This is a genomic window from Marinococcus sp. LNHM3E3-2.2, assembly GCF_056034385.1.
In genome coordinates, this window is sequence record NZ_JBQLIC010000005.1 from 122,750 (window position 1) to 148,545 (window position 25,796).

Genomic DNA, 25,796 nt, shown 5'->3' on the forward strand with positions numbered 1-25,796 from the left:
CTTATCCCTCCCTGTGCTTTGGCTACTAAAAAAACCGGCAGAAGGGCCGGTTTTATTGAGACTGCAGATGAAAACCAATATGTTCAAGCGCAGATTCCAGATTTCTTGAGATGTGGATATTCATTTTTAAAATTTCATTGTTGCTTAATTCATGCTGGGCGATCGCCGGAGATATTCCGGTCAGTAAAATGTTAACTCCCATTAGCTTCAGGGCATGAATGACATTAATAAACACGTGCGGAAACTCACCATCCACGATCACAAGCCCTGACAAATCAATCACAAGGTGCTCAATTTTTTGGTCTGCCGCGTACTCCAGAACGGTACTGGTAATAATTTCAGCCCGTTTTTCATCAATAATTCCCTGAACCGGAAGAATCGAAATACCTTTTCTGACTGGAATAATCGGCACGTTTAAAAATCCAAGATTGTACTGGGTGTGGTCAAGCTCGATAATATGTGCAAGCACCTCTCCCATGGCTTTTAAGTAGTCTACATCCTCCTGGCTGAATATTTTTTCCTCGGGATCCATAACACACAGCGTGCCGAATACATTGCCGTTCAGATCGGTCAGCGTGACACCGAGGAATCCTTTCATCTGCAGCTGGGAGGTTACCTCCAATTCTTTTGTCATCACATCTTTTGTCAGGTCTTCTGTACAGAGTGCGTCTTCCTCGTTCATAATAATTTTCCTGCAGTACGTATCACTGTATTCTACCGAATAGCCTTCGGGAATAATTTCTTCTTTTTTATTAAACGTGCTGATGACAGTCATTTCATTGTTGCCGCGCTTTGTAATATACGCTGTATTCACATCAAGCTGGTCGGCTATTAAATCAAACATTTTCTGCGAAACAGATTTGAGTGACGGGAATTCAGTCGAATCCAGACTATATTCTTTTTGCAATTTATGTTCCTCCACATTTAGATTGATTGAGGGGATGATTTGTACATTAGAATTATTATAATACGTTTCCCCTTTCTAAACAATACATGTGTCTTTAGTACGATATATTTATGTACTAATTATGTAATTCATCACAAAGATAAATTATCAAACAAAAAAGCCAGGGAAGATCCCTGACTTATTCGTTATGCGCACGAACCATATAGAGGGCGTTGCCCACATACCCATGCTCTGAAGCGTGCGGGCGGTCATCACCGTCACCGTAGCCGTAATCAAGCATCCGGTTCCGATTCAGGCACAGCTTCACCATGGTCGGCTGAAAAAGATTAAAAAGCTCAAAGCGTCCATTCAGCTCCGGAAAGCATTTTTCGTACGCTTCCATTGTTTCCACAGCCAGTTTCCAGAATATACTTTCTGTAAGTAAGTTCTTCCGGTCGAGCAGATCCGCCAGATAGCGGAAGTGGCAGATGAACAACCCGGTGAAAATGAACTGCACTAGTCCTTCCGGCGGCTCGCACCGAAGAACCTGCTTTAACTCCTCTGGAAGCTCCTCGAGCTCCGGCAGCTGCTGATCGCTCACATTCACATCATCCACAAAGTCTTTCATGATCAGCCGCTGCGGGGCATAGTTCTTTAATACAACAATTGTATTCTGCCCGTGAGGAGAAAAAACGGTGCCGTATTTATACATGTAGTGCAGCAGCGGAGGGAGCAGGGAATCAAACAGCTGCTTTATCCACGCTTTCGTACTTAACCCTGAACGTTCCACATACTCCTGAACCAACAGCTTTCCATTCGCATCTTCGTGCAAAAGAGCCGCCAGCGTTACTGGCTTTTCTTCATCCTCCACTGCCGTATAAATACTTTCTCTCCAGACAGCACCCAGCATCTCTGTATACTGGTACGGCACTCCCTGCAGATGATGAAACCCGGGATGCGGCACATCGATTGTTTCTGTTTCCCCGAGCAGCCCCACCTCACACGTATCCCGCAGAAAAGGGTCTTCGTCCTTGATGGCTTGAATCCATTTGGTCACCTCTGGTGCCACTTTTGTCCGCTCGCTTGGCAGCCCCCGGTAAACGAGTGTATTTAAAATACTTAGCGGAAGCTTCACATGTTTTTTTGTTTTATGCTCTGTGTTGACGAACGTACGAATCGATTGCTGCGGAAGGTACGCATCTTTTGAATACGCCAGAGGAATAATCCACCCTCTGGCAATATACTCAGCGTAGAGCGTTACGATGTAATTGTCCCACTGCCAGTCATGCACCGGCATGTAATAATAGTCATCCGGTTCTTCCCCGGCACGGCTTATTAGACTGCTAAAATAATTGCGCTCGGTTTCATCCAGCTCCTGCTCTATTAACTGGCGGTAACCATCAGAATGCAGGGTCTGAAACGAAGCAGCTTCCCTGTGGACCGCTATCCAGAATAAATGGACTTTCTGCTTATGTTCAGGGGCATAAGAAAGATAATCCTGAAAGCTGAAGCCAATTCGGCCTTTATTATATGTGATCCACGGATGGCCGTTCATTTCTCCTTCGAGCAGCAGATAATCCATGTCTGCAAGCTCGGCAGCCGTCGTCCTTTTGTCCAGCAAATAGCAGTCTGCTGTCAGGGTATGATAATATTCTTTCAGCAAATGCCCCGCTGTTTCACTCGAAATTGGAGCTGTTTGCTGTAGTTCAAGCAGAAAAGCGTCCGCCCGGACCGGCGCTTCTGATTTCCCTTCTTTTTTCACTATGCTTTCCGGATACACGTGGACACTGTCAAAAAACCGCTTGCGCGCCGAAAATGCATAAACTGCCTGAGCTGTTTTCACTTGAAGCTTCTGCAGCTCTCCCTCTTCGGTAACCTCTGCGTCGATAATACCCTCGTACAGGAATTCCTGAAGCATTTTAGCCGTTAACCGCCGGTTCGCCTCCTCCCAGTGCAGCTGTTGGACAGATTCCGCGGACTCCGCCGTATATGAATTCATCTGCTTCCTTCCTTTCTTTTAATATTATGGCGCTCAGCTTCATACGATAGCCCCGGCCGTTTTTCTCTTAAACTGCTGAAAGACATTTTCAGACCGGACGGGGTAAACTTCCCGGTTTGCGATTTGATTAATAATAACCGCGTTCCGGTGCGCTCCAAGCCCGAGGTCCGGCGCTCCAACACCATGCGTGTGCATCTCGCCGTTTTGAATAAAAACATAGCGGTTCTGCTCAGCCTGCACTGCACGGTACTTTTCATCAATTTGCATCCGCCCGTATGCATCACGCTGCAGATAAGCTTCGATTCCTCTTAGAAATGGCTGAGGGGATGGCTGGTAGCCTGTCGCAGCGATCAGTGCTTCTGTTTCTTCTGTATACTCTGTGCCGTAGTTAATCTCCTTCAAAAACAGTTTTATATCGCCAGCCGGCGTACTACCCATACTCGTAAGTTCCGTATTTGCCTGAAGAACTATATCCTGGCTTTCCCCTCCAATTGTCTGCTCATACAGCTCGTCATATACGGCCGCAATCGTATCAGCGCTGATCCCTTTATACAGCAGATCCTGCTTCTCGAGCAGCTGCTCCTTTGTGTCAGGGTCAAGGTGGTAAAAATAACCAGTATAATCCGGCGAAAAATGTTCAAGTCCGAGCTTGGAATATTCCATCGGGAAAAACCCCGATGACCTCGTATACCAGCGGAGGCTGTATCCATATTCCGGCCGTTTCTTTAACAGATCGAGAAAAACTTCAGCGGCGCTCTGACCAGAGCCTGCCACTGTGATACTCTGCTTTTGGAGCAGTTCCTTCCGGCGGTAACGGTAGTCTGCAGAGTGGCAAACATCTCTTCCGTTTTCCATCCATGAGGGAAGCGCCGGCTTCGTACCGGTACCCATTACCACATGCCGGGAATGGAAGCACCTACTTTTCCCTGTGCCAGTATTTTCTGTTTCTACTTTATACAGCCCGTTCTCCTTCAAAAATTCTACCTCGACAACCCGCTGCCCAAACCGGCAGGAGGAAAGCTTTTCAGCTGCCCACCGGCAGTAGTCATTGTATTCGCGGCGCGGAATATGAAATTTCTCATAGAAATAAAAATGATATAATCTTTCCTTTTCCTGCAAGTAATTTAAAAAGGAATAAGGACTCTTTGGATCAGCCAGCGTGACCAAATCCGCAAGAAATGGAACCTGAAGGCTGGTGCCTTCGAGCAGCATACCGCCGTGCCATTCAAATCTATCGTTTTCATCCAAAAATAGACCCTTCACTTCCGGTACATTTTCCACAAGTGCCGCCATCCCCAGGTTAAACGGTCCAATTCCTACCCCTAATACATCGTATATTTCCTCAGCCATCGCGGTCTCCTCCTTCATATGTCCCACGGGTGCAGACCATTAAAAGTCCACGTTTGTCAGGCAGATCCACCGGCTTTACAGGCTCAAATCCCGCTTTTTTAAACACATGAATCATTTTGCCGTTGGTAATATCAGGCTCAGCGATCACCCGATTTGTTCCAGGATGGTCAAACTGCCTCGAAAGCATAGCTTCTAAAAGCGGCAAGGCAAGTCCCCTGCCTGTTTCTTCAGGTGGCCCAATTAAAAGGTGAACGCCCTGATCCTCCGGCTCCGCCTCGTAATAGGAACCAATTATGTCGTCTGCTGCCCAATACACCTCCCAGTAGCTGATCGGGCGGCCATCAAGCTCCCCGACATATAGCGATTGATGATTATCCGCCAGTGCCTTTCGAAGATGCGCTTGATAGCTGCTTTTACTTATATTCAGCTGCCAGAATGGTACGACATGCGCCTCGTGCATCCACCCGTGCAGAAGATCCAGATCAGATTGTTCATCCACCTCACGAAACTGAAGACGTTCATCCAGTTCTTCTCCCGGATCCCGGCTAAAAATATGGTAATTAGATTGCCTCGTTTTCATGCTGCATGCACTCCTTTGCAGTCAGTGGATTTGAAATATGAATATAGACAGACTGTTCGGCAAGGGACCCCACCAATTCGTCCATGTCGAAAAAGCGGGTCAGCAGATTGCCCTTGGACGGGATGCTTTTGTATTCAAGAAGACTTTGGGTCAGGCGGGAACGGCCGAATGCTTTTTCCGCATCTTCAAGCTCCTCTCGGAGTATTTGCAGCAGTTCCGCTTCTTCAATCAGGCCTGAAGCTCCGAAGCCGTTAATCAGCCCAAACAAATGGTTGATGAAGAAGTAATAGCGGAAGCGTTCATCTGCAATATCATCTGCGCATACAGTGTCGCTTGAAGCATTCAGCTCCGGCACATACTTTTTCAAGTGCGCTTCCTTTGAGTGGGCAAAATAGTAGCCCTGATTGTCCCGGTAATAAAACACTTTCGGATAGCCGCCGGTAAAACGAACGACAGAATTCTGCTGGTGGGCTTCAAGCGCAATGCCGTGAGTCATATACAGCCAGAGCATAGGATGCAGGGATATTGATAAGTACCGCCGGAACCAGTCCCTGCTTACTTCGGCAGTGCTCCGGTTTTCCGCCCGGGCAAGACCTCGAATCATGTTGCTGAGCATACTGCCTTCCCCGTATGCATCGTGGACAAGCCCTGCGGCCAGTGACACCTGGTCATCCATATTTTCCTGAAACGGATTGCGCCGGATAATCGTTTCCAGGCCTGTTTCTTCTTCACCTTTAAGTGTGATATATGCTGGATCACGTATAATTTCAAACTCCGGGAAAAACTGTGCTGCATCTTTTCCAATCCGGCTCTGCATCAGCTTTTCCACTTCTATGCCGCGAGCCAGTTCTTTTTTTTGATTGGCACGCAGTGAATTAGTAACCTTCACTGGAATTGAAACTTTAAACATATACGGTGACTGCTCGTGATAAAGGGTCCGGATCGAGGAAGTCGCTGTGAAGCTTCGGCCTGCCGGGCCAAGATAATCTAATTCTCCGTGTTCCATTTTCCGTTGAATCGACTCCTCGCAGAGCATAGCTTCTGCCTGAAGCGGATGTACCGGCAGCAGGGCATATCCATCATCCAGACGGCAGTAGTGTTTTTTAAATAATTCCTCTGTCTCCGGGGCATTTTGAAGATCTTTTTTTACGATATTTGCCGCTTTTTCTTCTTCCATCGAGGCTTCCTCTACCTGGGCTGACGGAGCCCGGAAAAAATGCAGCTGAAAACGTCCTTTTGTTTCCGGGGAATACAGTTCAGCTTCCTCCTTACGTTCCATACCCTGCCGGCTTTTAGGGGTCGGGTGCAGCAGGTGCCCGAGCAAAAGGCTCTGCTCTGAATCAATATAGCGGGAGATAACTTCTCCTTTATCCTCCCTGCGTGCTTCTAAAAACAGCTCTATGAGTTCAAAGCTTTGCAGTACACGCTGCATCATTTCTTCCTGCCCTCCCTTATTAGCGTACGCAAGCGAAAGTTCCTTCAAAAGCAAAGCCCCGGTGGTCAGCACATCCAATTCAACTAGAGAACTGCTTTCGCTGGTTCTATAATAAAGTGGAAAACGGAAAAGATGACGATGTGTCAGGGACCGGTATTTAACCGGGAGTATCAGCTCTATCTCCTGATGAGAAAGCTCCACACGGCATTCCTTCTCTCCCCAGGCACCGCTTCCGGTCTCGCGCAAGTAACAATTGAGAAGGCTCTGCATCGAAGCCTCTGCTGCTGTTTGTTTAGTATTCACTTCTTCTGCCCCTTTCGTATGGTTTCAATTTCCCGGCCCATTTCAATCACGGCCTGAATCACGTGATCAATATCCTCTTCTTCCGTTAAAGGATTGATCAGCGTGCACTTTAAAAACTGCCTGCCGTCTACTTTCGTTTTGGCAATGACTGCTTCACCTGAAGCATACAACCGCTGCTGAATTTCTTTATTGACCTCGTCTTCTTCCCTTTCTTCAAAGGAGCTTTCTGTGCAGTATTTAAACACTACTGCATTCATTTCTGGTTTCATTACTAGATACAGGTTCGGCTCATCGTTAATTTTTTCCGCGAGACGCCCCGCCTGTCTTAAGCCCTTCCCGATCATTTCCGCCCATTTTTCCGTACCCAGAGTCCGGAGCGTCATCAATATTTTAAGTGCATCAAAGCGCCGGGTCGTCTGCATCGAATAGTCCACGAGGTTAGTAAAGCCCTCCTCGCTGTCGTCTTCTGGGTTCAAATAATCCGCCCTGTGTCTGATAAAACGAAAAGTATCCTGGCTCCTAACCAAAAAAGCCCCGCAGCTGACTGGCTGATAGAATAATTTGTGAAAATCCACCGCCAGCGAATCTGCTTTATGCACCCCGTCGAGCTTTACAGCCTGATTGCTGCTGAGCGCCAAAGCTCCGCCGAAGGCGGCGTCCACATGCATCCATAGATTTTCTTTGTCTGCTGTACGTCGAATCTCCTGGAGCGGGTCAATGCTTCCAAAATCAGTAGTGCCGGCCGTAGCCACTACGGCAATGGGATGGTCACCGGACTCCCTTGCCTCCTGAATGAAGGCTTCAAGCTTACCGGCGTTCATTTTTTTGTGCTCATCTGTCGGCACCCTTACTACTGACCGTTCTCCGAGGCCAAGCTGAACAGCCGATTTTTTGATGGTAAAGTGCGCCTCCTCTGAACAAAAAATCTTGAATCTGGATGCTTCCGGAGGAAGGCCATCGGCTTTCACATCATGTGACAACTCCCGGACGCAGTATTGGTCTCTTGCAAGCAGCAGCCCCATAAAATTCGACTGAGTCCCTCCAGTCGTAAATGTTCCCGCAGCGGTTTGAGGCAGCTGATACAATTCACACAGCCAGTTCACCACCTCTGTCTCTACTGTTGTCGCTGCTGGGCTTTGATCCCAGGAATCCATCGATTGATTTAGAGCGCTCACGATCAAATCTGCACACACCCCGGATAAAAGCGGCGGGCAGTGCAGATGTGCCATCGCATGAGGATGGCTGATGTTTAAGGAGCGTTTCATAATATGCTCCATTACTTCGTCAAGCACATTATCAAAAGTATGTTCATGCTCTATGCCGTGAAAGAATTGTTTTACCTGCAGTTCTTCTTCTGCGGCCACAGGGCTTTCATTTTCATTAAAAAAATCCGCTATATAGGCAGAAGTCTGGGTTAACATTTCGAGCGTTCTTTGCTTATCACCGATGTTTGTTAGAAATTCATTATCAAATGCGGTGTGCGACCCTTCCTTTACAACCGGCATATCGTCTCCTCCATGATCTGTTATTTATAGATAATGAAAATCATTATCAATTAATCTGAAAAAATAAAAGCTCTGTTTCAAGCTGTTAATTACAATGTACACACTAATTGAAAATGATTATCAAAGTCAACAACTGCTGTGGAATTGATACAAAGGTTGGTATCGGCCAGTTGAACGGTTTAGGTCTATTACCCTTTCTCCCGTCCAAATTGTGACTTAATATTCACCTGCTTTTAAGAGCTAACGTCGTTAGTTTAAAAACACCCCTATGAGGTAATAAGCCGTATATCAACAACTATCCTCAGGAGGTGCAGCAATTGCTCGTACGCACAAAAGATTTTCAGGCATTTTGGATCTCAGCCACCGATGAAGAAGCAATCGGCTCCATTTCCGACGTCTATTTCGATTCCAGAGGCGAATGGAAGGTACGGTTTCTCGTCGCTGATACCCGCACGTGGTTTGTGGGAGGAAAGGTTCTGCTCAGCCCCCAGCTGATCAGCCGTCTCGACCTTGCCGGCCAGGCCATTCAGATGAATGCCTCGAAAGACCAGATTAAAGACAGTCCGAAGCCGGATGAACACGAACCTATTTCCCGTTCCTACGAAGCTTCTGTTTTAAATTATTACAACTTAGAGCCTTACTGGATTCCAACAGCCGGAAGTACCGGAACCGGGCCGGTTATGCCTGTAGGTGGCCCGTTCGCCCCTAACGATGATGACGATAATAACGCACGTCCCGCCCATGACACTGCCGTTACCGGTGCGGAAGAAAACGAAATGGAAGCTGCCCGGAACAAAGAAGACTACTACCTGCAGAGTACGAAGGATCTTCGCGGTTATGATGTCGATGCAGGCGGTGAAAGTATCGGCACGATCTCTGACGTGGTTTTTGACACAAACGACTGGAGCGTTCAGTTCATCGAGGTTGATACTGCCGGTGCACTGTCAAGTGACCACTCTCTCGTTCCAGTGGAATGGTTTAATCAGTTCAGTGCCATGGACGAAAGTGCCACCACCAGTGTGAGCCGCGAAGCGGTGGAAAATTCACCTGATTACGAAGCATCCATGACATTAACCGATGATTACGGTGAAGAAATCCGCCGTCACTTCGGCAGCCCCTCGAATAGATAAATGAAAGTTGTCCGCTGTTTAAAAGCAGCGGGCTTTTTTATATCTGCCGAATCCGGAACCGCTGTAATATGTTAAAATAAATAAGCTAATAATCCTTCAAACAGCTCAGGAGTGGACTACCTATGGATAAAAAAGATATTGCCGACCTTCGAAGGCAGTTAAAAACAGACAATGATCTGCTCACGATCTCCGACATCTTTAACGTTTACATAATGAAAGAAACGACCGATATTTATCACTATCAGAGTCAGCCGTTCGAAATGCTCGACAGCGACCAGCAGGAGCTGTTTATGGCCAATTTTAAAAAAGTTCTCACCGGGCAGCTGGATGAAAAATTATTCGAGCTGAAATTTCAGCAGGACGTTGAAGATTCCAGCCAGTTCATTCTCCACAAAGGTCTTTTAAGCCGTAATGTTGAAGACTGGAAGGAACAGATGCTTCGCATGACCGAAAAAATGATTGAAGACCACCCGTATGAAAAAGACACCGTAATCACCTTTATCCGTGCCGATTATTTAAAACCGGCAAAACAGCGGAATGAGGAAGCAGAAACGAGCGACCGCGATGCAGTATATTCCAATTCCTTTATTCTCTGCAGCATCAATAAGACAGAAGAGCCGAAAAAAGAAATGCAGTTTGATTACATTGAGAAGGAATTCAAATACAAGGTCGAGGCCGATCCGGTCATTGATCTTAAACATCCGTTGGCCGGCTTTTTGTTTCCCGCGATGACGGAAGGGGCCGCTGACGTCAATCATGTGCTCTATGCAGCTTCAAAGCCCAACGAACCCGACTACCGGTTTATCGAAGATGTGCTGAACGGAGAAGAGATCGTCACCGCCAAAGAAAACAAAACAGTATTTGAGGATATAGTAAGAGACGTGGTCGGTGATCAGATGAACCCCACCACACTTGCGAACGTCTACGGCGAAATTCACCGGGTCGTCGAAGAAAATGAAGAGGATACCCCGCCGACGCTCGACTATAAAGACGTGGAACGGGTGCTTCAGCAGAGCGGCGAGCAAGTGGAGACCGACAAAGTAAAAACAGCGTTTCAGCGGGTGACCGATAACGAAACCTATGAGCTGAAAGCAAGCAGCATCGTGCCGAAATACAATTCCAAATCCATTAAAATCAACACGAAAATCGCCAACATTGCGATCAGCCCGCAGGATCTTGAATACGTAAGACAGGTCAACTATCAGGGAAAACGCTGTATTATGATTGAGATTGAAGAGGACGCAGAGATCGAAGGCTTTAAAATGCTGCCGGAGGCTTTTGGCGAAGATACTCAGTAATAACACAAGGAAGGCCCCGGGCGGGACCTTCCTTGTTTTTTAATATACAGCTGGGCCGGCGGCGTTTTTGCATACTCCCTCTTACTTTCGCACTAATTTTGTGGCCACTTCCACATGCGTTGTCTGCGGGAACATGTCCACCGGCTGGGCTTCTACGACCTCGTATCCGCCCTCCACGAGGTGCTTTAAATCGCGGGCGAGTGTCGCCGGGTTACAGGAAACATATACGATACGTTCGGGAGCAACCTCAAGCATCGTATCAAGTAACTGTTCGTCGCAGCCCTTCCGCGGCGGATCCACAACAACAACGTCCGGTCGCAGCCCGTTTGCTTTTACCCACCACGGCATCACTTCCTCTGCTTTTCCTGTCGCAAAGGTTACGTTATCAAAATGATTCAGCTGGGCGTTTCGCTTAGCGTCACTCACGGCCTGAGGAACTACCTCCACGCCGTACACTTCACGCGCTTTTTCTGCGAGAAACAGCGAGATGGTTCCGATGCCGCAGTAGGCATCAATAACCGTTTCATGACCGCGCAGGTCCGCGTACTCCAGTGCTTTGTCATACAGCGTTTTTGTCTGGACCGGGTTTACCTGGTAAAAGGAGCGCGCGGAAATCGCAAATTTCACATCGCCAATGTGGTCGTAAATATAGTCTTCGCCCCACAGCGTTTTTGTCCGGTCGCCAAAAATGACGTTCGTTCGTTTCGTATTCACGTTTTGAACGATGCTTGCGGTATCCTTTACTTCATCACGCACAGCTTCGATAAAAGCCTGCTCCTCCGGTATTTTTTTACCGTTTGTAATGAGGACAATCATCAGCTGGCTGGTGGTAGGTGCATAACGCGTCACGACGTGGCGGAGAAAGCCTCGTCCGCTTTCTTCATCATAGGCGCTCATGCCAAATCGGTCGGCAATGTCTTTTACCTGCTGAACGGCAGCGTCGTTTTCCTTCTGCTGAATGATACACTCATCCATATCAATAATGTTATGTGTCCGTTTTTGGTAAAAGCCCGCTTTTAACCGGCCATCCTCTTTTACACCAAGCGGCACCTGGGCCTTGTTGCGGTAGCGCCACGGATCCTCCATCCCGATCGTATCGTGGACCACTGTTTCGTCGAGGCCGCCAATCCGTTCAAACGCATCCTTCACCTGCTTATGCTTATAGCGGAGCTGGGCATCGTAGTTCATATGCTGCAGCTGGCAGCCTCCGCATTTCACATAAATCGGGCACGGCGCTTCCGTTCGTTCGCTGCTTTCTTCAAGAACAGTAATAAGCTTGCCAAAGCCGTAGCCTTTTTTTGTTTTAATAACCTTCGCCTGCACACGCTCGCCGGGCAGAGCGTACGGAATAAACAGTGCATATCCGTCAATTCTTCCGACCCCGTGCCCTTCATGGGTTAAATCTTCAATTGTCGTTTCTATTAATTCATTTTTTTCTACCGGGGCTTCCGGCTTATTTTGCTTACTCATTATTTCGTTCCTTCCGTTCATTCTAGTCTGTCAGCAAAATTGTAACACAGGAGTGGTTTGGCGTCCGTCTGTTCGCACGCTATAATATAGGAATACTATAAGCAAATGAAAAAGAACGGAGAGATACATATGGATATCCGTCTGATTGAACCATCGGATGCGAACGTTCACCTGGCGTTCAGTCAGCAGCTCGATAATGAAACATCTTATATGCTGATGGAACCAGGAGAGCGAAAGCCAACAGCCGAGCAGCATCAGCATATGGTGAACGAGTTTATTATGAAGGATCATCTTGTGCTTTTTATTGTGGAAGATGCGGGTGTGGTGGTTGGCCACGCGATGGGCGTCGGCGGCAGCACCATCCGCAACTGCCTGACCGCCTCTGTCGTTATAGGGATCCTGCCCGCCTATCACCGCCTGGGTCTTGGAAGACGGCTCCTTGAGCATATCGAAGCATGGGCTGGAAAGCGCGGGCTTCACCGCCTGGAGCTGACCGTAATAGAAGAAAATGCCGGGGCGCGTGTACTCTATGAACGCTTCGGCTTTCAGATTGAAGGCGTTAAACAGGAGTCGCTTTTCGCCCACGGGACATACGTCAATGAAATTATGATGGCTAAGCTGCTGTAGAAAGGAGCACCAACCTTGCGCATTTCATTTGAAGCAATTTATGAGCTGATTCTTGCCGCTCTCTTAATATTTTCCTTAACGGTAGATCTGCCGCCTGACCAATCCAGGGCGCTTGATATATTTATTTATATTTTATTTGTAATTGATTTCAGCGTCCGCTTTTTTGCGAGCGACAACAAGTGGCAGTACATTAAAAGCAATCCGCTCGAGCTGATCGCCATTTTGCCGCTAGGGGAAATCTTCCGGGCTGCCCGTCTCATCCGTCTGTTGAAAATTCTGCGTCTGATCGTGCTGTTCAGCCGCCGGCATTCCCTGCTTGATGTCTTTTTCTCTAAATATCAGGTGGACCGGGCAGTGATCATTGTCGGCGTGCTGCTGTTTGCGGCCAGTCTCTCAATGCGCTGGATTGAACCTGACTTTCATACATACGAAGAAGCGCTCTGGTGGGCCGTTGTAACAACGACTACGGTCGGGTACGGTGATTTTTATCCGGTAACGACCGCTGGACGTATTATTGCAAGCATCCTGATGATCGTCGGCATCGGACTGATCGGCATTGTTACCGGTACTGTAGCTGCCTTTTTCTCTCATGATAACCGCACGCTTCCGCCGGAAGCCCGGCACGTGCAGGAAACGCTGAACCGCTATCCGGAGCTTACAGCAAAAGAGATGGATGATATGATCGCTTCGCTTGAAAAGTGGAAGGAACGCTACAAAAAAGAGGAAGATCAATCATCGTAATTGTCTTCCTCTTCCACGCCCACCACCTGGCTGCGGCGTTCAAGCAGCACCACGTCGCGCCAGCGTCCCTGCATTTTGCCGATACGCTCCCGTACACCTACCTCTCGGAAGCCTTTACGCCGGTGAATACGCAGGCTATAGTCATTTTCCGGAAAAATGCCGGCCTGCAGCATCCAGTAGCCTTCCGCTTCCGCTTTTTCAATTAATGCTTCCAGAAGCGTTCCACCCACACCGCGGCCGCGTTCATCCTGGTGAATATAGACACTCGTTTCGCCTACGCCTTCATATACTTCCCGGCCGGAAACCGGGGCAAGCGCTGCCCAGCCGATTACTTTTTCAGTTGTAGTGTCGATAGCAACGAGACGGCAGGCCAGATCGTGCGTCGCTGACCAAAGCTCCCATGACGGCGCCTCCGTTTCAAATGTCGCATGCTCACTCATAATTCCCATTTCGTATATGTCCCGGACTTCAGGCCAATGCTCCTTTTGCATTCTCGCTATGTAATAGTCCACGTGCATCTACCCCTTATCCTGCTTTTTTTCCTAGAATAACATACCTGTTTTTCTTTTGTTTATTTCAGCATCCGCCTGCAAATTGTTTACAATTTAATGAACAAAGGAATACCTTTCACGTAACCTGTCTCTCTGCCGCAGGGAATTATACTTATGAAAAGGACGTGTTCGCATGAAGTACCGTCGATTAGGGAACTCCGGCGTAAAAGTAAGTGAAATAGGCCTTGGCAGCTGGCTTACCTACGGCTCCTCCGTGGAGGACCAGACTGCTGGTAACATTATTCACCATGCGTATGAAAATGGCATTAATTTCTTTGACACGGCGAACGTCTACAATAAAGGAGAAGCGGAAAAGGTCGTAGGCAAAGCTTTAAGCTCCTACAACCGGGACAGCTACGTGCTGGCTTCGAAGGTGTATTTTCCAATGGGAGACGGTCCGAACGACCGCGGACTCTCCCGCAAGCACATCATGGAGCAGTGCGATGCCAGCCTGCAGCGGCTCGGTACGGATTACATGGATCTGTATCAATGCCACCGCTATGATCCCGATACTCCGCTGGAGGAAACGCTGATGGCGCTTGATGACCTTGTGCGCCAGGGCAAAATTTTGTACTACGGCTTCAGCGAATGGTCCGGTGCCCAGATCAGCGATGCGGCACATATTGCTGATAAACGAAATCTTCACCGGCCGGTATCGAACCAGCCCATCTACAATATGCTCGTGCGCTACATTGAAAAAGAGGTCCTTCCAATCAGCGAACGTGAAGGGCTCGGACAGGTCGTCTTTTCCCCGCTTGCCCAGGGCATTTTAACCGGCAAATACCGTCCGGGCGAGCAGCCTCCTTCCGACAGCCGTGCTGCCAATTCAGATATTAATTTCGCTATGGAACGCTTTATGGATGACCGGATTCTCGAAAATGTCGTAAAACTGGAGAATTTAGCCCGTAACGAGCTCGGCGTTAAGCTTTCCCAGCTCGCCCTCGCCTGGATTCTCCGAAAGCCGGGCGTAAGCTCTACCATTGTTGGAGCGAGCCGTCCCGAACAGCTCGAAGAAAATTTAAAAGCTGCAGAGCTTGAACTTCCGGACAATCTGCTCGATGAAATCGACAGCACCCTTCAGGAAATCGAAGATGTGACCTCCAGGCTTCATTAAACACTATCCCGCCGCAGCCGGCGGGATTATTTTTATATTCAGAACTTCTATATTTTCATTATTTTTAAATGGTGCTATAATGAACTTGTGTAAGCGTTTCCAATTTTTCTCTAAAACGAAGGAGGATTTTGCATGAGATACGATGCACCAAACACCCCCGAAAGCCTCGTACATTTTAAAAACAAATACGATAACTTTATTGGAGGCGAATACAGAGCGCCGGCCCAGGGCGAATATTTTGATAACGTCAGTCCGGTTACCGGTACCGTTTTCTGTCAGATTGCCCGTTCAACGAAAGAGGACGTTGATGCGGCAGTGGCAGCAGCCAATAAAGCAAAGGAAGCGTGGGGCAAAACGTCCACGACCGAACGCTCCAATATTTTAAATAAAATGGCGAACCGGATGGAAGAAAACCTTGAAATGCTGGCCGTTGCCGAAACATGGGAAAACGGCAAAGCTGTCAGGGAAACACTGAATGCTGATATCCCTCTTGCCATCGATCATCTTCGCTACTTCGCAGGCGTTATTCGTGCCCAGGAAGGAACAATCGGCCAGATCGACGATGACACTGTAGCATATCATTTCCATGAGCCGCTCGGCGTTGTCGGCCAGATTATTCCGTGGAATTTCCCGATTCTTATGGGGATCTGGAAGATCGCTCCTGCACTTGCTGCCGGCAACTGCATCGTTCTCAAACCGGCTGAACAAACACCAGCGTCGATTTACAAGGTGCTTGAGCTCGTTGAAGACCTTCTGCCGCCAGGCGTTCTGAACGTAGTGAGCGGCTTTGGGGTTGAAGCCGGCAAACCGCTTGCCCAGCACGAAGGCATTGATAAAGTGGCATTCACCGGGGAAACGACGACCGGACGACTGATTATGCAGTACGCTTCGGAAAATATAATTCCGGTAACGCTCGAGCTTGGCGGCAAATCACCGAATATTTTCTTTGAAGACGTAATGGCCGAGGACGATTCTTATCTCGACAAAGCAATCGAAGGCTTCGTCATGTTCGCCTTGAACCAGGGGGAAGTGTGCACGTGTCCATCCCGTGCTCTCATTCAGGAATCCATTTACGATAAATTTATTGAACGGGCTATTGAACGCGTTAAAGCCATCAACGTCGGTCATCCGCTCGACACCGACACGATGATGGGCGCCCAGGCTTCCAAGGAACAGCTCGATAAAATCCTTTCCTACCTGGATATTGGGAAACAGGAGGGTGCAGAGGTTCTGGTCGGCGGTGAAGCAGCCCAGGTCGACGATGAAGACCGTTCACAGGGATATTATGTGCAGCCGACCGTATTTAAAGGCCATAACAAAATGCGCGTGTTCCAGGAAGAAATCTTCGGACCTGTGCTGAGTGTGACTACCTTTAAAACGAAGGAAGAAGCGATGGAAATCGCCAACGATACGCTGTACGGACTTGGCGCCGGCGTCTGGTCGCGTGATATGAACACCGCATACCGGTTCGGACGCGCGATCCAGGCTGGCCGTGTATGGACGAACTGCTTCCATGACTATCCGGCGCATGCTGCGTTCGGCGGCTATAAAAAATCAGGTATTGGCCGGGAGAACCACAAAATGATGCTCGACCATTACCAGCAGACGAAAAACCTTCTGGTCAGCTACAGCGAACAGCCGAAAGGATTCTTTTAAGCGGCCGGAAGCATTAAAAAGGAGGATGTCTCATGGCAGTAGAGCGTGTAACCGCTACTGACGCTGCCCTTGAACTAATCAACAGATTGACAAAACGGCACGGTCCGTTAATGTTTCACCAGTCCGGCGGCTGCTGCGACGGAAGCGCCCCGATGTGCTACCCGGAAGGTGACTTTAAAACGGGCAACAGTGATATGTATATGGGAGATATCGGCGGGGCACCGTTTTATATGTCGAAGGATCAATTTGAATACTGGAAGCACACACAGCTGATTATTGATGTTGTCGACGGCCGGGGTGGGATGTTTTCTCTAGAAGGACCGGAGGGTAAACGGTTTTTAACCCGCTCCCGGGTATTTTCCGAAGAAGAACGCACAGAGCTCGAACACAATTCTACTGTTTAAACATTCAGGCATTCTGCATTTGCGCAGAATGCCTGTTTTCTGTCCGGTGTGCCTATTGTCATTTTAGGTATTTCTTATTATTCTATAATTAACAAAGAAATAAGCACCGTTTGAGGGCGCGCTACAGTAAAGGATGAAGGCCTATGCATCATTCATCAACATCACCGTTCAGACCCTTCCCCACCCTGGAAACGTCAAGGCTCCGACTACGGGCCTTGCGTTATTCAGATCTTGAAGACATTTACGAATACGCCTCCAATCCGCTGGTCTCCCGCAACGTTTTGTGGGACACCCACAGAAGCCGCGGGGAAACAAAAGATTTTCTGGATATCACGATGAATTCCTATAAATACGGCGACCGGGCGCCATTTGGCATCGAACGAAAGGACTCCGGCAAAGTAATCGGCACCATCGATTTTGTGCATTGGGACCGGGGCCATGCCGCCGGGGAAATTGGCTACACGCTCGCCCCGGATCATTGGAATCAGGGGTTCGGATCGGAAGCGGCACGGGAAATTATCCGCTTCGGCTTTGAAGATATGGGCCTGCATCGAATTGAAGCCCGGTGTTTCACCGAAAATACAGCCTCTGCCAAGGTGATGGAAAAGGTTGGCATGGTGCATGAAGGCACACTGCGCCGCTCACTATTGATTCAGGGGGTACGGCGGGACGTGATGATTTACGCTATTTTAAAAACAGAATGGAAAAGCTATTAAAAAAACAGCCGGCAATGCGGCTGTTTTTTTATGGGCAGAACAGTTCGATATGCTGGTACAAATTTTCAAACGTCGCCGGCAGATGGCCGCCGTATTCCCCGTCAAGATTAAGCTGCATGTCTTCTTTTGCCTCAATACGAAGCTGTTTTGCTTTAAAATATTTAATTTTGGGATTTTCCAGATGCCTCCCGCGCAGAGCCTGGCGCAGCAGCTGGCTGAATTCAAACATCGTCATTTTCTGTACGATAAGCACATCAAAATAACCGTCGTTGTATTCTGCCTGTGGTAGAAGTTTTTCAAAACCACCGACGGAGTTAGTGTTGGATACGAGAAACATTGTAATTTCTTCCTCGAGAAGCTTTCCATCGTATTCAACAGTCGTCATCTGCGGGTGCAGAGACCAGAATTTCTCAAATCCTTTAATGAAATAGGCGGCCTGCCCCAGCGCCGTTTTCAGCCCCTTCGGAGTGTCATAGGTGAGCTCCGTCAGCTTTCCCCCCGCAGCAATATTAATAAAGTACGAGCCGTTCGCCTTTCCTATATCAATGCCCTGGGTGCGCCCGCGCGCAAATACGTCGCAGACCTCTTTGATTTCTTTTCCCTGCAGTCCAAGGGCCCGGGCAAAATCATTCGTCGTTCCGGCCGGAATAAGTCCTACTTTGGGGCGCCATTCCTGTTCAGCGATTCCATTAATGACCTCAAAAATCGTTCCGTCCCCGCCTGCGGCAATTACGGCTTCGAACCCATCCTGTGAAGCGCGCCGTGCCTCATCCCGGGCGTCACCCTCTCCCCGGGTCATAAAGGCTGATGTTTCGTAACCTGCCTGCTCCATCCGGTCTAATATATAAGGCACCTGCCGCTCCATCTGCTCTCTTCCAGACGTTGGATTGTAGATTACTCTCGCTCGTTTTCGCATATTATAACCCCTATTACATCGAAGATTTCAATTCATTTGGCTAATATATAAAAGAACTATCTTTGTCCGTCATTGTTACATGCATTACTAATTAATTGTATACTATTGTTAATTCATTAAACAGTAGCGGCTGTGGGGTCGATATTTTTTGGCTTAAACTTGGAATATTGCGCAAAGGTAGCCCTTTGAAATCGCAGGTAATTTTCTTCTATAAAATCATAAAACATCTTTTGCCCTTTATCTTTCAAGATAAACATAGCTTTTTCCATAGACCGTAAAGCGTTCGCATATTCGCCCATATAAAATAAAGCTACACCCTTTTGGTAATAAAGTTCACCTAACAGATACACTGATTCTATGTCGTATATATACTTTACCCCTTCATTTGCGACCTTCAGGCTTTTTTCAAACTGCATGGCTTTGGAGTATACAATGCACAAATTCATATAAATTTTTGTTTTGGAAGTATCCCATTGCGCTACGGGAAGTTTTGTATAAAGAGCAAGAGCCTCATTAAAATAATAAATGGCGTTTTTATACTCGTTCATATCCATATATACTGTACCAATATTTATATATATACCTATATCTTCTTCTGTGATGCTTAAAGAACCTGTATCCACATCCAGGGCTAACTGTAATAATTCCAGAGATTCTTCTTTTTCAAGTGTTAATTTAGAGTGACAGGCAGCTCTTTTCCATAACAAAAACTTAAGATGGACAGGCTTTCGAAATAGTGGATTTTTTAATTCCTGTCTAATGATTTTCATTGCTTCTTCTAATTCATATATACGTACCAGTTTATCAATTTTATCCTTAGTTTCCTGTATATAGTTAAATCGGGGAGCTTCGTGATCTTCAAAAAAATAGCTGATCTTCACTCCTAATTTTATTGCCATTTGATGGAGGATATCTGCGGTCGGCTGCATTTCCCCCCGCTCAATTTTGGAAACAGCTCTTTGAGAACAAATATTTTCAGCCAGTTCTCTTTGACTTACTTCGTAGTACTGTCTCAAATCTTTTAATTTTTTCCCAACATTTGAATCTTCCATACAACCACCTTTTAAGAACTATAGTTCTAATCACTTTAGATTTTACCACAATTCTAGAGCTTTTCCCTAATTATTGGGCAATGAATGCATTAGAAGCCCAAAGATATTTATATTCGTATATGTCATAATGCATATAGAAAATAATTACAGAGTTTCTTGTAGGAGGGTTGTTTTCAGTGAAAGCTAATTTAATTAAATTGACTGTAGCTATAGGGTTAGTAACAACGGCTGGTGCTGCTGGCGATTTCCAGTTACTAGTTAACTTGCCGGGAATAATGTAATTATTTTTAAATAATTGTAAACCGTCACCCTCGACACACGTTTCACACCATTAACCAAGCTTACCCCTGTTATATTTTTTGTATCCCTTGCAGTTTAGCTGGCAGGGGATTCTTTTTTTTACTTATTAACTGACCATTTATCGGCATTGGAGGAGCAGCCATGCATCCGGATCAACATATTGCTTACTTTGTAGATCAATTTTTGTACCAGCTGGATCATGCAGATGATCCAGCCGAGCTCTGCCAGCTCCGCGATCAGGTGTTTGAACAAGTCGCCCTTATTGGTGCCCGTCTCCCTTATATTGAAATGATGGGTACACTCTGGCACAAACACCCTGCCATCCTTAAGGAAGCACTAGAGGAAGAGCCTGTTTGTTATGGTCTTTTAATTGATACGTTTCAGCACGTTTCTCCGAATCAGTTTGTGTACATGCGCTGGCGGCTGCACGAATGGGCCAGGCTTTCTGCGTGAACAGAAAATGGGTTATATTCGGCAAAATATCGGGAAAATACTCTCCACCTATAGTTTACGGAGGGGATAAAAAATGGCTGAGTTTACCGTGGATTCCCAAATATACCTTCGTCCGTTTAAAGATAAGGACGCTGCCGATTATCTGCAGCTGGTGGATGATAATCGTTCATACCTGCGTCATTGGCTGCCCTGGGTGGATAAAACACGCGAGCTGCGCGATGTACTCCGTTTTTTTGAACACCGGGCTAAACTTGCCCGCCGCGGCACCTCCTACACGTTTGGTATCTGGTACGAAGGCAGGCTCGCCGGGGCGATCAGCTTCAACCACGTGTACCGGCTCACCCGGCGCACTGTCATTGGCTACTGGCTCGCCGCCCCCTTTCAGGGAAGAGGCATTATGACCCGGGCGGTACAGACATTGACTGATTATGCCTTTCGGGATATTCATCTCCGGCGTGTGGATATTTGTGTCGCTCCAAATAACCGTCCCAGTCGTTCAATTCCGGAGCGGCTCGGCTTTGAAAAATATAAATATGTGCGCAATGCCGAATGGCTGTACGACCATTATGTCGATCACGTTGTCTATACGATGCGTTCGCGCTTCTGGCTTCCAGCTATTCTCGGGCCCGGAATGGAGCATACAAAAACCCCGCAGGTTTAAATCTGCGGGGTTTTCTGTTTAGCGCTGTTCCATGCCTTCAAGAATTAAAGAGTTTACCATCTGCGGATTGGCTTTCCCTTTCGTTTCCTTCATCACCTGGCCGACTAAGAAGCCGAGCGCTTTGTCTTTTCCATTTTTGTAGTCTTCAATCGACTGCGGATTGTTATCCAATATGCCGTCAACTACCTGCTTCAGCTCTCCTTCATCAGAGATCTGCATAAGCCCTTTATCTTTTACGATCTGTTCCGGATCGCCGCCCTGCTCCATTACATCTGCAAAAACCTGCTTGGCAATTTTGCTTGAAATGGTGCCTTTTTCAATGAGTTCAATCAGCTTGGCAAGCGACTTCGGCGTGAGAGCCGTCTCGTCGATATCCATATCGTTGTTGTTTAAATAGCCGCTTATCTCGCCCATCAGCCAGTTGGCTGTAAGCTTGCTGTCCGCTCCGGCATCAACAGTTTCCTGGAAAAAGTCTGCGATGGCCTTGGACTGCACCAATACTGATGCATCGTATTCGGAAAGACCGAAGTCCTCGATATAACGCTTCTTCCGTGCGTCCGGAAGTTCAGGAATTGATGACATGATTCGTGATTTCCAGTCTTCGTCGATATAGTACGTGACCAGATCCGGTTCCGGGAAGTAACGGTAATCATCCGAGCCTTCTTTGATACGCATCAGAATTGTTTCTTTTTTCGCGTCATCCCACCGGCGCGTTTCCTGCAGTACTTCCCCGCCAGAAAGCAGTTCTTTTTCCTGACGTTCTTCTTCAAATGCCAGTCCTTTTTGCACATTCGTAAATGAGTTCAGGTTCTTCAGCTCAGTTTTCGTGCCAAATTCCTCCTGGCCTGCCGGACGGATGGAAATGTTCGCATCACAACGGAGCGATCCTTCTTCCATTTTGCAGTCGGAAACGTCGGTATACTGCAGAATCGCTTTTAATTTTTCCAAATAAGCGTAGCCTTCCTCCGGCGTCGTAATATCCGGCTCTGACACAATTTCAATCAGAGGTGTGCCAACACGGTTAAAGTCAACCAGAGAGTGGCCGCCGTCTTCGTCGTGCGTGAGTTTTCCGGCATCTTCTTCCATGTGAATACGGGTAATACCGATACGCTTCGGTCCGTTTTCTTCTGTTTCAATGTCAATCCACCCGTTTTCTCCGATTGGCTGGTCAAACTGGGAAATTTGATAAGCTTTCGGATTGTCGGGATAAAAGTAGTTTTTACGGTCGAATTTCGTTTCTGCGGCGATATCGCAGTTTAATGCAAGCGCTGCTTTCATGGCATAGTTGACCGCCTGCTCATTCAAAACCGGCAGCACTCCTGGATGGCCCAGGCAGACCGGGCACGTATGCGTATTCGGAGGAGCACCAAATTCGGTTGAGCAGTTGCAGAAAATCTTTGTATTTGTTTTTAACTCTGCATGGACTTCGAGTCCAATGATTGTTTCAAAGTTCATGGTCCTGGTTCCTCCCCTATAATTCCGGTCTGGCTTTATGGTGTTCAGTTGCCTGTTCAAAGGCGTGGGCAACTGTATAGATCGTTTCTTCAGCAAACGGCTTGGCTATAATCTGCAGGCCAACCGGCATATTGTCCGAGAAGCCGCACGGCACAGAAATCGCCGGAATACCAGCCAGGTTTACAGGAATGGTTAGAATGTCGTTGGCGTACATCGTGAGCGGATCATCAAGCTGCTCCCCGAGTTTAAACGCAGTTGTCGGCGCTGTCGGCCCGACAATAACATCATAGTCGGCAAACACTTTTTCAAAGTCCCGTCGGATGAGTGTACGTACCTGCTGGGCCTTCTTGTAGTACGCATCATAATAACCGGCGCTCAAAGCAAAGGTTCCAAGCATAATCCGGCGCTTCACTTCTTCGCCGAAGCCTTTGCTGCGGGTTTCTTTGTACATTTCCACCAGGTCCTTCGCGTTTTCATCGCGAACGCCGTAGCGGACACCGTCAAAGCGGGCCAGGTTGGCTGAAGCCTCTGAAGAAGCAATTAAATAGTACGCAGCGACTGCGTATTTTGAATGCGGAAGGGAGACTTCCTCCCATACTGCTCCCTGTTCTTCGAGGACTTTCAAAGCTTCAAGCACACGCTCTTTAACGCCTTCATCCACGCCTTCCCCGATGTATTCGGACGGCACGCCAATTTTCAGGCCTTTAACGTTCCTGCCTAGTGCTTCCAGATAATTTGGTACCTGCACATCTGCGGAGGTCGAATCGTTTTCCGAATGACCGGCAATCTGCTGCAGTACGTAAGCATTATCTTCAACCGAACGGGTGAGCGGGCCGATCTGATCCAGGGAAGAAGCAAAAGCAACAAGACCGTAACGAGATACGCGTCCGTAGGTAGGCTTCAAGCCGACAACTCCGCAATAGGAAGCGGGCTGGCGGATGGATCCTCCTGTATCAGAGCCTAACGAAAACAGCACTTCGCCGGCTGCCACAGAGGCTGCTGAGCCGCCGCTCGAACCGCCCGGAACGTAATCGGTGTTCCACGGGTTTCTCGTTTCCTGCACGCCGGAGTTTTCCGTCGAGGACCCCATGGCGAATTCGTCCATGTTCAGTTTCCCGACGGTGACCGTTTCTGCTTCTCCGAGTTTATCCATCACGGTCGCATTATGAACCGGATCAAAGTTTGCAAGCAGCTGACTTGCGCAGGTGGTCCGAAGGTCCTCGGTGATAATATTGTCTTTAATACCTGCCGGCATGCCAAACAAAAACGGCACCTCGCCACCGTTTTGAATAAGCTTGTCGAGCTTTTCAGCCTGCTCGAGTGCCCGTTCTTCATTTAACGTTAAAAACGCTTTTACGTCTGTATCTACTTCACGGATACGGGCAAATGAAGCTTCCACCAGTTCGGTGACAGCTACTTCCTGGTTTTTTATCTTCGTATGTAACGACGCTACACTTTCTTCCAAAATGGACATACGTTATCTCCCTTCTTTTACTCCAGCACGGATGGTACTTTCACCTGGCCGTCTTTTTGGTCCGGCGCATTTTTTAATGCTTCCTCCCGGTCAAGCGATGGTTGAATGGTATCTTCACGCAGTACGTTGTGAATATCCAATACGTGGGATGTCGGCTCCACGTCAGTCGTATCGAGTTCATCAAGCTGTTCAGCAAATCCAATGATCGCATCAAGCTCTTCGGTCAGTTTTTCCAAATCCTCATCAGAAACGGAAAGTCGTGCGAGATGGGCCACGTGCTCCACATCTTCTTTTGAAATATGAGCCATCAGTTTTTCCTCCTTTGAATGCTTCTATCGTTCTTCTGTTGGGACAATACTCTGATCATATCAAAGAAAAAGGAAAGCGGGCAACTGTGCCCACTTCCCGCGCTCACAAATTACTCATTGTATACGTGAACGTACATATCTTCTCCCGGTTCATTCGTAATTAACGCTTCCTGACCGGAGGAGGAATTAATATTCACTTCCACTTCAAGACCGTTTGGAAAAATGTCTTCTGTCTTATCCGCCACGTGCTGGGTGAAGGCAATAATTTCTGTTTTACTGTAAAATTGAATTGGAATATCAATCGTCAGGCTGTCGAGTTCACCATTAACGTAATGACCTTCTCCAACTACACCGACTGTATTGTCAAAAAAGCTGTTCACTTCATTACTAAACTCATCGAACATTTCGGAATCAGAACGGTTATTTTCTTCTGCTTCCGAAGACGGGAACAAATAGTTTGATTCATTTAATTCATTCCAGTTTCCGGGATCCTGTCCCGGATCAGCCATACCGGTTGCAATAAACGTTCCCGGCACGCTCGAGTCTCTCGGTGCCTCCTGGAAGACGGTAAACATGATCGGCACTTCTTCAATCTGGTCTGCATTATCGCGTTCGTCGTTTCGCAGGCGCTGGGTAATTTCCTCTGCAATACGCTGCGCGTCCTCAAGAGCGTTTTCTTCACTGATGGACTCTTCAAGCCACGGGCCGTATGTACCGTCTTCATATTCCTCGCGGAAGTAATATGTTTCATTCATCGACAGCCCAATGACAATACCGCCAAGTTCAAGGCCGTCGCTTCCCTCTTCCATGTAGTTATGTTCAAGCAGGTTGGACATTGTTCTCGGTTCACCGCGTTCGCGTTCCTCAAACTCGTCTCCTTCACTCCCGGCAAGCGGCGGATTCAGCCCTCTCGGTCTCGTCGTTGGTTCCCCGTCGCCTTCTTCGCCTTCCCGCAGCAGCCAGTTATTTAACTCACTGCGTTCAATGACCTGGCCTTCCCGGAAATAGTAGTTATCCTGACTGAACTCTTCCGAAGCAAGCTCCTGCATGCCTATTTCCATCCGCTCCAGATCAAAGCGGTTATAAACAATGGAATTACTGAGCCCCCGGGATTCACCTGTGACGTATTGGCCATCGTCAGTGAGCACCGCCCGGTAGTACTCATCCAGACTTGGAATGCCGGCGCTAAGCGACAGCTCTTCCTCTGATTCCGGCTGAGAGTTCTCTGATTCTGATTCACCCCCGCCAAACAACCCGCATCCTGATAATGCAAACACGGAAGCAGCTATAACAAGGCCGGCTCTTTTCCGCATAATATCATTTCCTCCATTCCCGGCGTTTCCTTCCAGATATTTTTCCTCTTTTGTGCGTCCAGAGGCTTATATTTTTTTCTTTCCCATCTCTATCTTAGA

At 47.8% G+C, this 25,796-nt stretch carries 24 protein-coding genes; 10 read left to right on the forward strand and 14 right to left on the reverse strand.

Annotation, left to right across the window (positions count from 1 at the left end; translation table 11 throughout):
- Positions 1–52: 52 nt before the first annotated feature.
- The 6 genes from ACTRXF_RS08940 to ACTRXF_RS08965 all read right to left on the reverse strand — a co-directional run bounded on the left by ACTRXF_RS08940 (position 53) and on the right by ACTRXF_RS08965 (position 8,058).
- On the reverse strand, positions 53–907 hold the full coding sequence (locus ACTRXF_RS08940) for an STAS domain-containing protein (protein ID WP_474278751.1): 855 nt from the start codon (positions 905–907) through the stop codon (positions 53–55).
- Positions 908–1,085: 178 nt separating this feature from the next.
- Positions 1,086–2,885 carry an IucA/IucC family protein gene (locus tag ACTRXF_RS08945; protein ID WP_474278753.1) on the reverse strand — a complete coding sequence of 600 codons (1,800 nt, stop codon included), beginning with the start codon at positions 2,883–2,885 and terminating at the stop codon, positions 1,086–1,088.
- 39 nt (positions 2,886–2,924) lie between these two features.
- Positions 2,925–4,235: a lysine N(6)-hydroxylase/L-ornithine N(5)-oxygenase family protein gene (locus ACTRXF_RS08950; protein WP_474278755.1), complete on the reverse strand. Its 1,311-nt coding sequence runs from the start codon at positions 4,233–4,235 to the stop codon at positions 2,925–2,927.
- Positions 4,228–4,815: a GNAT family N-acetyltransferase gene (locus ACTRXF_RS08955; protein WP_474278757.1), complete on the reverse strand. Its 588-nt coding sequence runs from the start codon at positions 4,813–4,815 to the stop codon at positions 4,228–4,230. The genes ACTRXF_RS08950 and ACTRXF_RS08955 overlap by 8 nt, the downstream gene beginning before the upstream one ends.
- Positions 4,796–6,520: an IucA/IucC family protein gene (locus ACTRXF_RS08960; RefSeq protein WP_474278903.1), complete on the reverse strand. Its 1,725-nt coding sequence runs from the start codon at positions 6,518–6,520 to the stop codon at positions 4,796–4,798. Before ACTRXF_RS08960 ends, ACTRXF_RS08955 begins: the two co-directional genes overlap by 20 nt.
- 29 nt (positions 6,521–6,549) lie before the next feature.
- On the reverse strand, positions 6,550–8,058 hold the full coding sequence (locus tag ACTRXF_RS08965; RefSeq protein WP_474278759.1) for a pyridoxal phosphate-dependent decarboxylase family protein: 1,509 nt from the start codon (positions 8,056–8,058) through the stop codon (positions 6,550–6,552).
- Positions 8,059–8,375: 317 nt separating this feature from the next.
- Between ACTRXF_RS08965 and ACTRXF_RS08970 the strand changes: the two genes are divergently transcribed.
- Together ACTRXF_RS08970 and ACTRXF_RS08975 are read left to right on the forward strand one after the other, a co-directional pair.
- The gene (locus ACTRXF_RS08970; RefSeq protein WP_474262438.1) at positions 8,376–9,188 is read left to right on the forward strand and encodes a PRC-barrel domain-containing protein; all 813 of its coding nucleotides are present in this window, start codon (positions 8,376–8,378) and stop codon (positions 9,186–9,188) included.
- Positions 9,189–9,310: 122 nt separating this feature from the next.
- Positions 9,311–10,486 (forward strand): DUF4317 domain-containing protein, encoded by a 1,176-nt coding sequence (locus ACTRXF_RS08975; protein WP_474262439.1) that lies wholly within the window; start codon positions 9,311–9,313, stop codon positions 10,484–10,486.
- A gap of 81 nt (positions 10,487–10,567) precedes the next feature.
- On the opposite strand, the gene rlmD is transcribed toward ACTRXF_RS08975, so the two are convergent.
- On the reverse strand, positions 10,568–11,956 hold the full coding sequence (rlmD, locus tag ACTRXF_RS08980) for a 23S rRNA (uracil(1939)-C(5))-methyltransferase RlmD (RefSeq protein WP_474278761.1): 1,389 nt from the start codon (positions 11,954–11,956) through the stop codon (positions 10,568–10,570).
- Positions 11,957–12,085: 129 nt separating this feature from the next.
- Here rlmD and ACTRXF_RS08985 point away from each other — a divergent pair, with 129 nt between their 5' ends.
- A complete protein-coding gene (locus ACTRXF_RS08985) occupies positions 12,086–12,583 on the forward strand; it encodes an N-acetyltransferase family protein (protein ID WP_474278763.1) in 498 nt (165 codons plus the stop codon).
- A gap of 15 nt (positions 12,584–12,598) precedes the next feature.
- Complete coding sequence (locus ACTRXF_RS08990) at positions 12,599–13,324, forward strand: potassium channel family protein (RefSeq protein WP_474278765.1); 726 nt, start codon at positions 12,599–12,601, stop codon at positions 13,322–13,324.
- On the opposite strand, the gene ACTRXF_RS08995 is transcribed toward ACTRXF_RS08990, so the two are convergent.
- Positions 13,312–13,836 (reverse strand): N-acetyltransferase family protein, encoded by a 525-nt coding sequence (locus ACTRXF_RS08995; protein ID WP_474262443.1) that lies wholly within the window; start codon positions 13,834–13,836, stop codon positions 13,312–13,314. The two genes, ACTRXF_RS08990 and ACTRXF_RS08995, sit on opposite strands and share 13 nt — an antisense overlap.
- Positions 13,837–14,008: 172 nt before the next feature.
- Here ACTRXF_RS08995 and ACTRXF_RS09000 point away from each other — a divergent pair, with 172 nt between their 5' ends.
- The 4 genes from ACTRXF_RS09000 (at position 14,009) to ACTRXF_RS09015 (ending at position 17,765) form a co-directional block, all read left to right on the forward strand.
- Positions 14,009–14,989: an aldo/keto reductase family protein gene (locus tag ACTRXF_RS09000; protein ID WP_474278767.1), complete on the forward strand. Its 981-nt coding sequence runs from the start codon at positions 14,009–14,011 to the stop codon at positions 14,987–14,989.
- 132 nt (positions 14,990–15,121) lie between these two features.
- Positions 15,122–16,645 (forward strand): acetaldehyde dehydrogenase ExaC, encoded by a 1,524-nt coding sequence (gene exaC, locus ACTRXF_RS09005; RefSeq protein WP_474262445.1) that lies wholly within the window; start codon positions 15,122–15,124, stop codon positions 16,643–16,645.
- Between the two features lie 32 nt (positions 16,646–16,677).
- The gene (locus tag ACTRXF_RS09010; protein ID WP_474278769.1) at positions 16,678–17,049 is read left to right on the forward strand and encodes a DUF779 domain-containing protein; all 372 of its coding nucleotides are present in this window, start codon (positions 16,678–16,680) and stop codon (positions 17,047–17,049) included.
- Between the two features lie 143 nt (positions 17,050–17,192).
- Positions 17,193–17,765, forward strand: coding sequence for a GNAT family N-acetyltransferase (locus ACTRXF_RS09015; protein ID WP_474262447.1), 573 nt, complete (start codon positions 17,193–17,195; stop codon positions 17,763–17,765).
- A gap of 28 nt (positions 17,766–17,793) precedes the next feature.
- Here the strand turns inward: ACTRXF_RS09015 and ACTRXF_RS09020 are convergent, their stop codons facing one another.
- Together ACTRXF_RS09020 and ACTRXF_RS09025 are read right to left on the reverse strand one after the other, a co-directional pair.
- Positions 17,794–18,681: a diacylglycerol kinase gene (locus ACTRXF_RS09020; protein WP_474262448.1), complete on the reverse strand. Its 888-nt coding sequence runs from the start codon at positions 18,679–18,681 to the stop codon at positions 17,794–17,796.
- Positions 18,682–18,797: 116 nt separating this feature from the next.
- Positions 18,798–19,733, reverse strand: a complete 936-nt coding sequence (locus ACTRXF_RS09025; protein ID WP_474278771.1) for a helix-turn-helix domain-containing protein — start codon at positions 19,731–19,733, stop codon at positions 18,798–18,800.
- 441 nt (positions 19,734–20,174) lie between these two features.
- Here ACTRXF_RS09025 and ACTRXF_RS09030 point away from each other — a divergent pair, with 441 nt between their 5' ends.
- Both ACTRXF_RS09030 and ACTRXF_RS09035 read left to right on the forward strand, forming a co-directional pair.
- On the forward strand, positions 20,175–20,486 hold the full coding sequence (locus ACTRXF_RS09030; RefSeq protein WP_474278773.1) for a hypothetical protein: 312 nt from the start codon (positions 20,175–20,177) through the stop codon (positions 20,484–20,486).
- 73 nt (positions 20,487–20,559) lie between these two features.
- Positions 20,560–21,147 (forward strand): GNAT family N-acetyltransferase, encoded by a 588-nt coding sequence (locus ACTRXF_RS09035; protein ID WP_474262451.1) that lies wholly within the window; start codon positions 20,560–20,562, stop codon positions 21,145–21,147.
- Positions 21,148–21,165: 18 nt separating this feature from the next.
- Here ACTRXF_RS09035 and gatB read toward each other — a convergent pair whose 3' ends face one another.
- The 4 genes from gatB to ACTRXF_RS09055 all read right to left on the reverse strand — a co-directional run bounded on the left by gatB (position 21,166) and on the right by ACTRXF_RS09055 (position 25,697).
- Positions 21,166–22,602 carry an Asp-tRNA(Asn)/Glu-tRNA(Gln) amidotransferase subunit GatB gene (gatB, locus tag ACTRXF_RS09040; RefSeq protein ID WP_474278775.1) on the reverse strand — a complete coding sequence of 479 codons (1,437 nt, stop codon included), beginning with the start codon at positions 22,600–22,602 and terminating at the stop codon, positions 21,166–21,168.
- A gap of 16 nt (positions 22,603–22,618) precedes the next feature.
- Positions 22,619–24,076 carry an Asp-tRNA(Asn)/Glu-tRNA(Gln) amidotransferase subunit GatA gene (gene gatA, locus ACTRXF_RS09045; protein ID WP_474278777.1) on the reverse strand — a complete coding sequence of 486 codons (1,458 nt, stop codon included), beginning with the start codon at positions 24,074–24,076 and terminating at the stop codon, positions 22,619–22,621.
- A 17-nt stretch (positions 24,077–24,093) separates the two neighbouring features.
- The gene (gene gatC / locus ACTRXF_RS09050; protein ID WP_091615876.1) at positions 24,094–24,384 is read right to left on the reverse strand and encodes an Asp-tRNA(Asn)/Glu-tRNA(Gln) amidotransferase subunit GatC; all 291 of its coding nucleotides are present in this window, start codon (positions 24,382–24,384) and stop codon (positions 24,094–24,096) included.
- 110 nt (positions 24,385–24,494) lie between these two features.
- Positions 24,495–25,697 carry a CamS family sex pheromone protein gene (locus tag ACTRXF_RS09055; protein WP_474278779.1) on the reverse strand — a complete coding sequence of 401 codons (1,203 nt, stop codon included), beginning with the start codon at positions 25,695–25,697 and terminating at the stop codon, positions 24,495–24,497.
- Positions 25,698–25,796 lie beyond the last annotated feature (99 nt).

Coding starts and splice junctions, on each gene's coding strand:
- ACTRXF_RS08945 (WP_474278753.1), bottom strand. CDS start 2,885: ATGAATTCATATACGGCGGAGTCCGCGGAATCTGTCCAACAGCTGCAC.
- ACTRXF_RS08950 (WP_474278755.1), bottom strand. CDS start 4,235: ATGGCTGAGGAAATATACGATGTATTAGGGGTAGGAATTGGACCGTTT.
- ACTRXF_RS08955 (WP_474278757.1), bottom strand. CDS start 4,815: ATGAAAACGAGGCAATCTAATTACCATATTTTTAGCCGGGATCCGGGA.
- ACTRXF_RS08960 (WP_474278903.1), bottom strand. CDS start 6,520: ATGCAGAGCCTTCTCAATTGTTACTTGCGCGAGACCGGAAGCGGTGCC.
- ACTRXF_RS08965 (WP_474278759.1), bottom strand. CDS start 8,058: ATGCCGGTTGTAAAGGAAGGGTCGCACACCGCATTTGATAATGAATTT.
- ACTRXF_RS08975 (WP_474262439.1), top strand. CDS start 9,311: ATGGATAAAAAAGATATTGCCGACCTTCGAAGGCAGTTAAAAACAGAC.
- rlmD (WP_474278761.1), bottom strand. CDS start 11,956: ATGAGTAAGCAAAATAAGCCGGAAGCCCCGGTAGAAAAAAATGAATTA.
- ACTRXF_RS08985 (WP_474278763.1), top strand. CDS start 12,086: ATGGATATCCGTCTGATTGAACCATCGGATGCGAACGTTCACCTGGCG.
- ACTRXF_RS09000 (WP_474278767.1), top strand. CDS start 14,009: ATGAAGTACCGTCGATTAGGGAACTCCGGCGTAAAAGTAAGTGAAATA.
- exaC (WP_474262445.1), top strand. CDS start 15,122: ATGAGATACGATGCACCAAACACCCCCGAAAGCCTCGTACATTTTAAA.
- ACTRXF_RS09010 (WP_474278769.1), top strand. CDS start 16,678: ATGGCAGTAGAGCGTGTAACCGCTACTGACGCTGCCCTTGAACTAATC.
- ACTRXF_RS09015 (WP_474262447.1), top strand. CDS start 17,193: ATGCATCATTCATCAACATCACCGTTCAGACCCTTCCCCACCCTGGAA.
- ACTRXF_RS09020 (WP_474262448.1), bottom strand. CDS start 18,681: ATGCGAAAACGAGCGAGAGTAATCTACAATCCAACGTCTGGAAGAGAG.
- ACTRXF_RS09025 (WP_474278771.1), bottom strand. CDS start 19,733: ATGGAAGATTCAAATGTTGGGAAAAAATTAAAAGATTTGAGACAGTAC.
- ACTRXF_RS09030 (WP_474278773.1), top strand. CDS start 20,175: ATGCATCCGGATCAACATATTGCTTACTTTGTAGATCAATTTTTGTAC.
- ACTRXF_RS09035 (WP_474262451.1), top strand. CDS start 20,560: ATGGCTGAGTTTACCGTGGATTCCCAAATATACCTTCGTCCGTTTAAA.
- gatB (WP_474278775.1), bottom strand. CDS start 22,602: ATGAACTTTGAAACAATCATTGGACTCGAAGTCCATGCAGAGTTAAAA.
- gatA (WP_474278777.1), bottom strand. CDS start 24,076: ATGTCCATTTTGGAAGAAAGTGTAGCGTCGTTACATACGAAGATAAAA.
- gatC (WP_091615876.1), bottom strand. CDS start 24,384: ATGGCTCATATTTCAAAAGAAGATGTGGAGCACGTGGCCCATCTCGCA.
- ACTRXF_RS09055 (WP_474278779.1), bottom strand. CDS start 25,697: ATGCGGAAAAGAGCCGGCCTTGTTATAGCTGCTTCCGTGTTTGCATTA.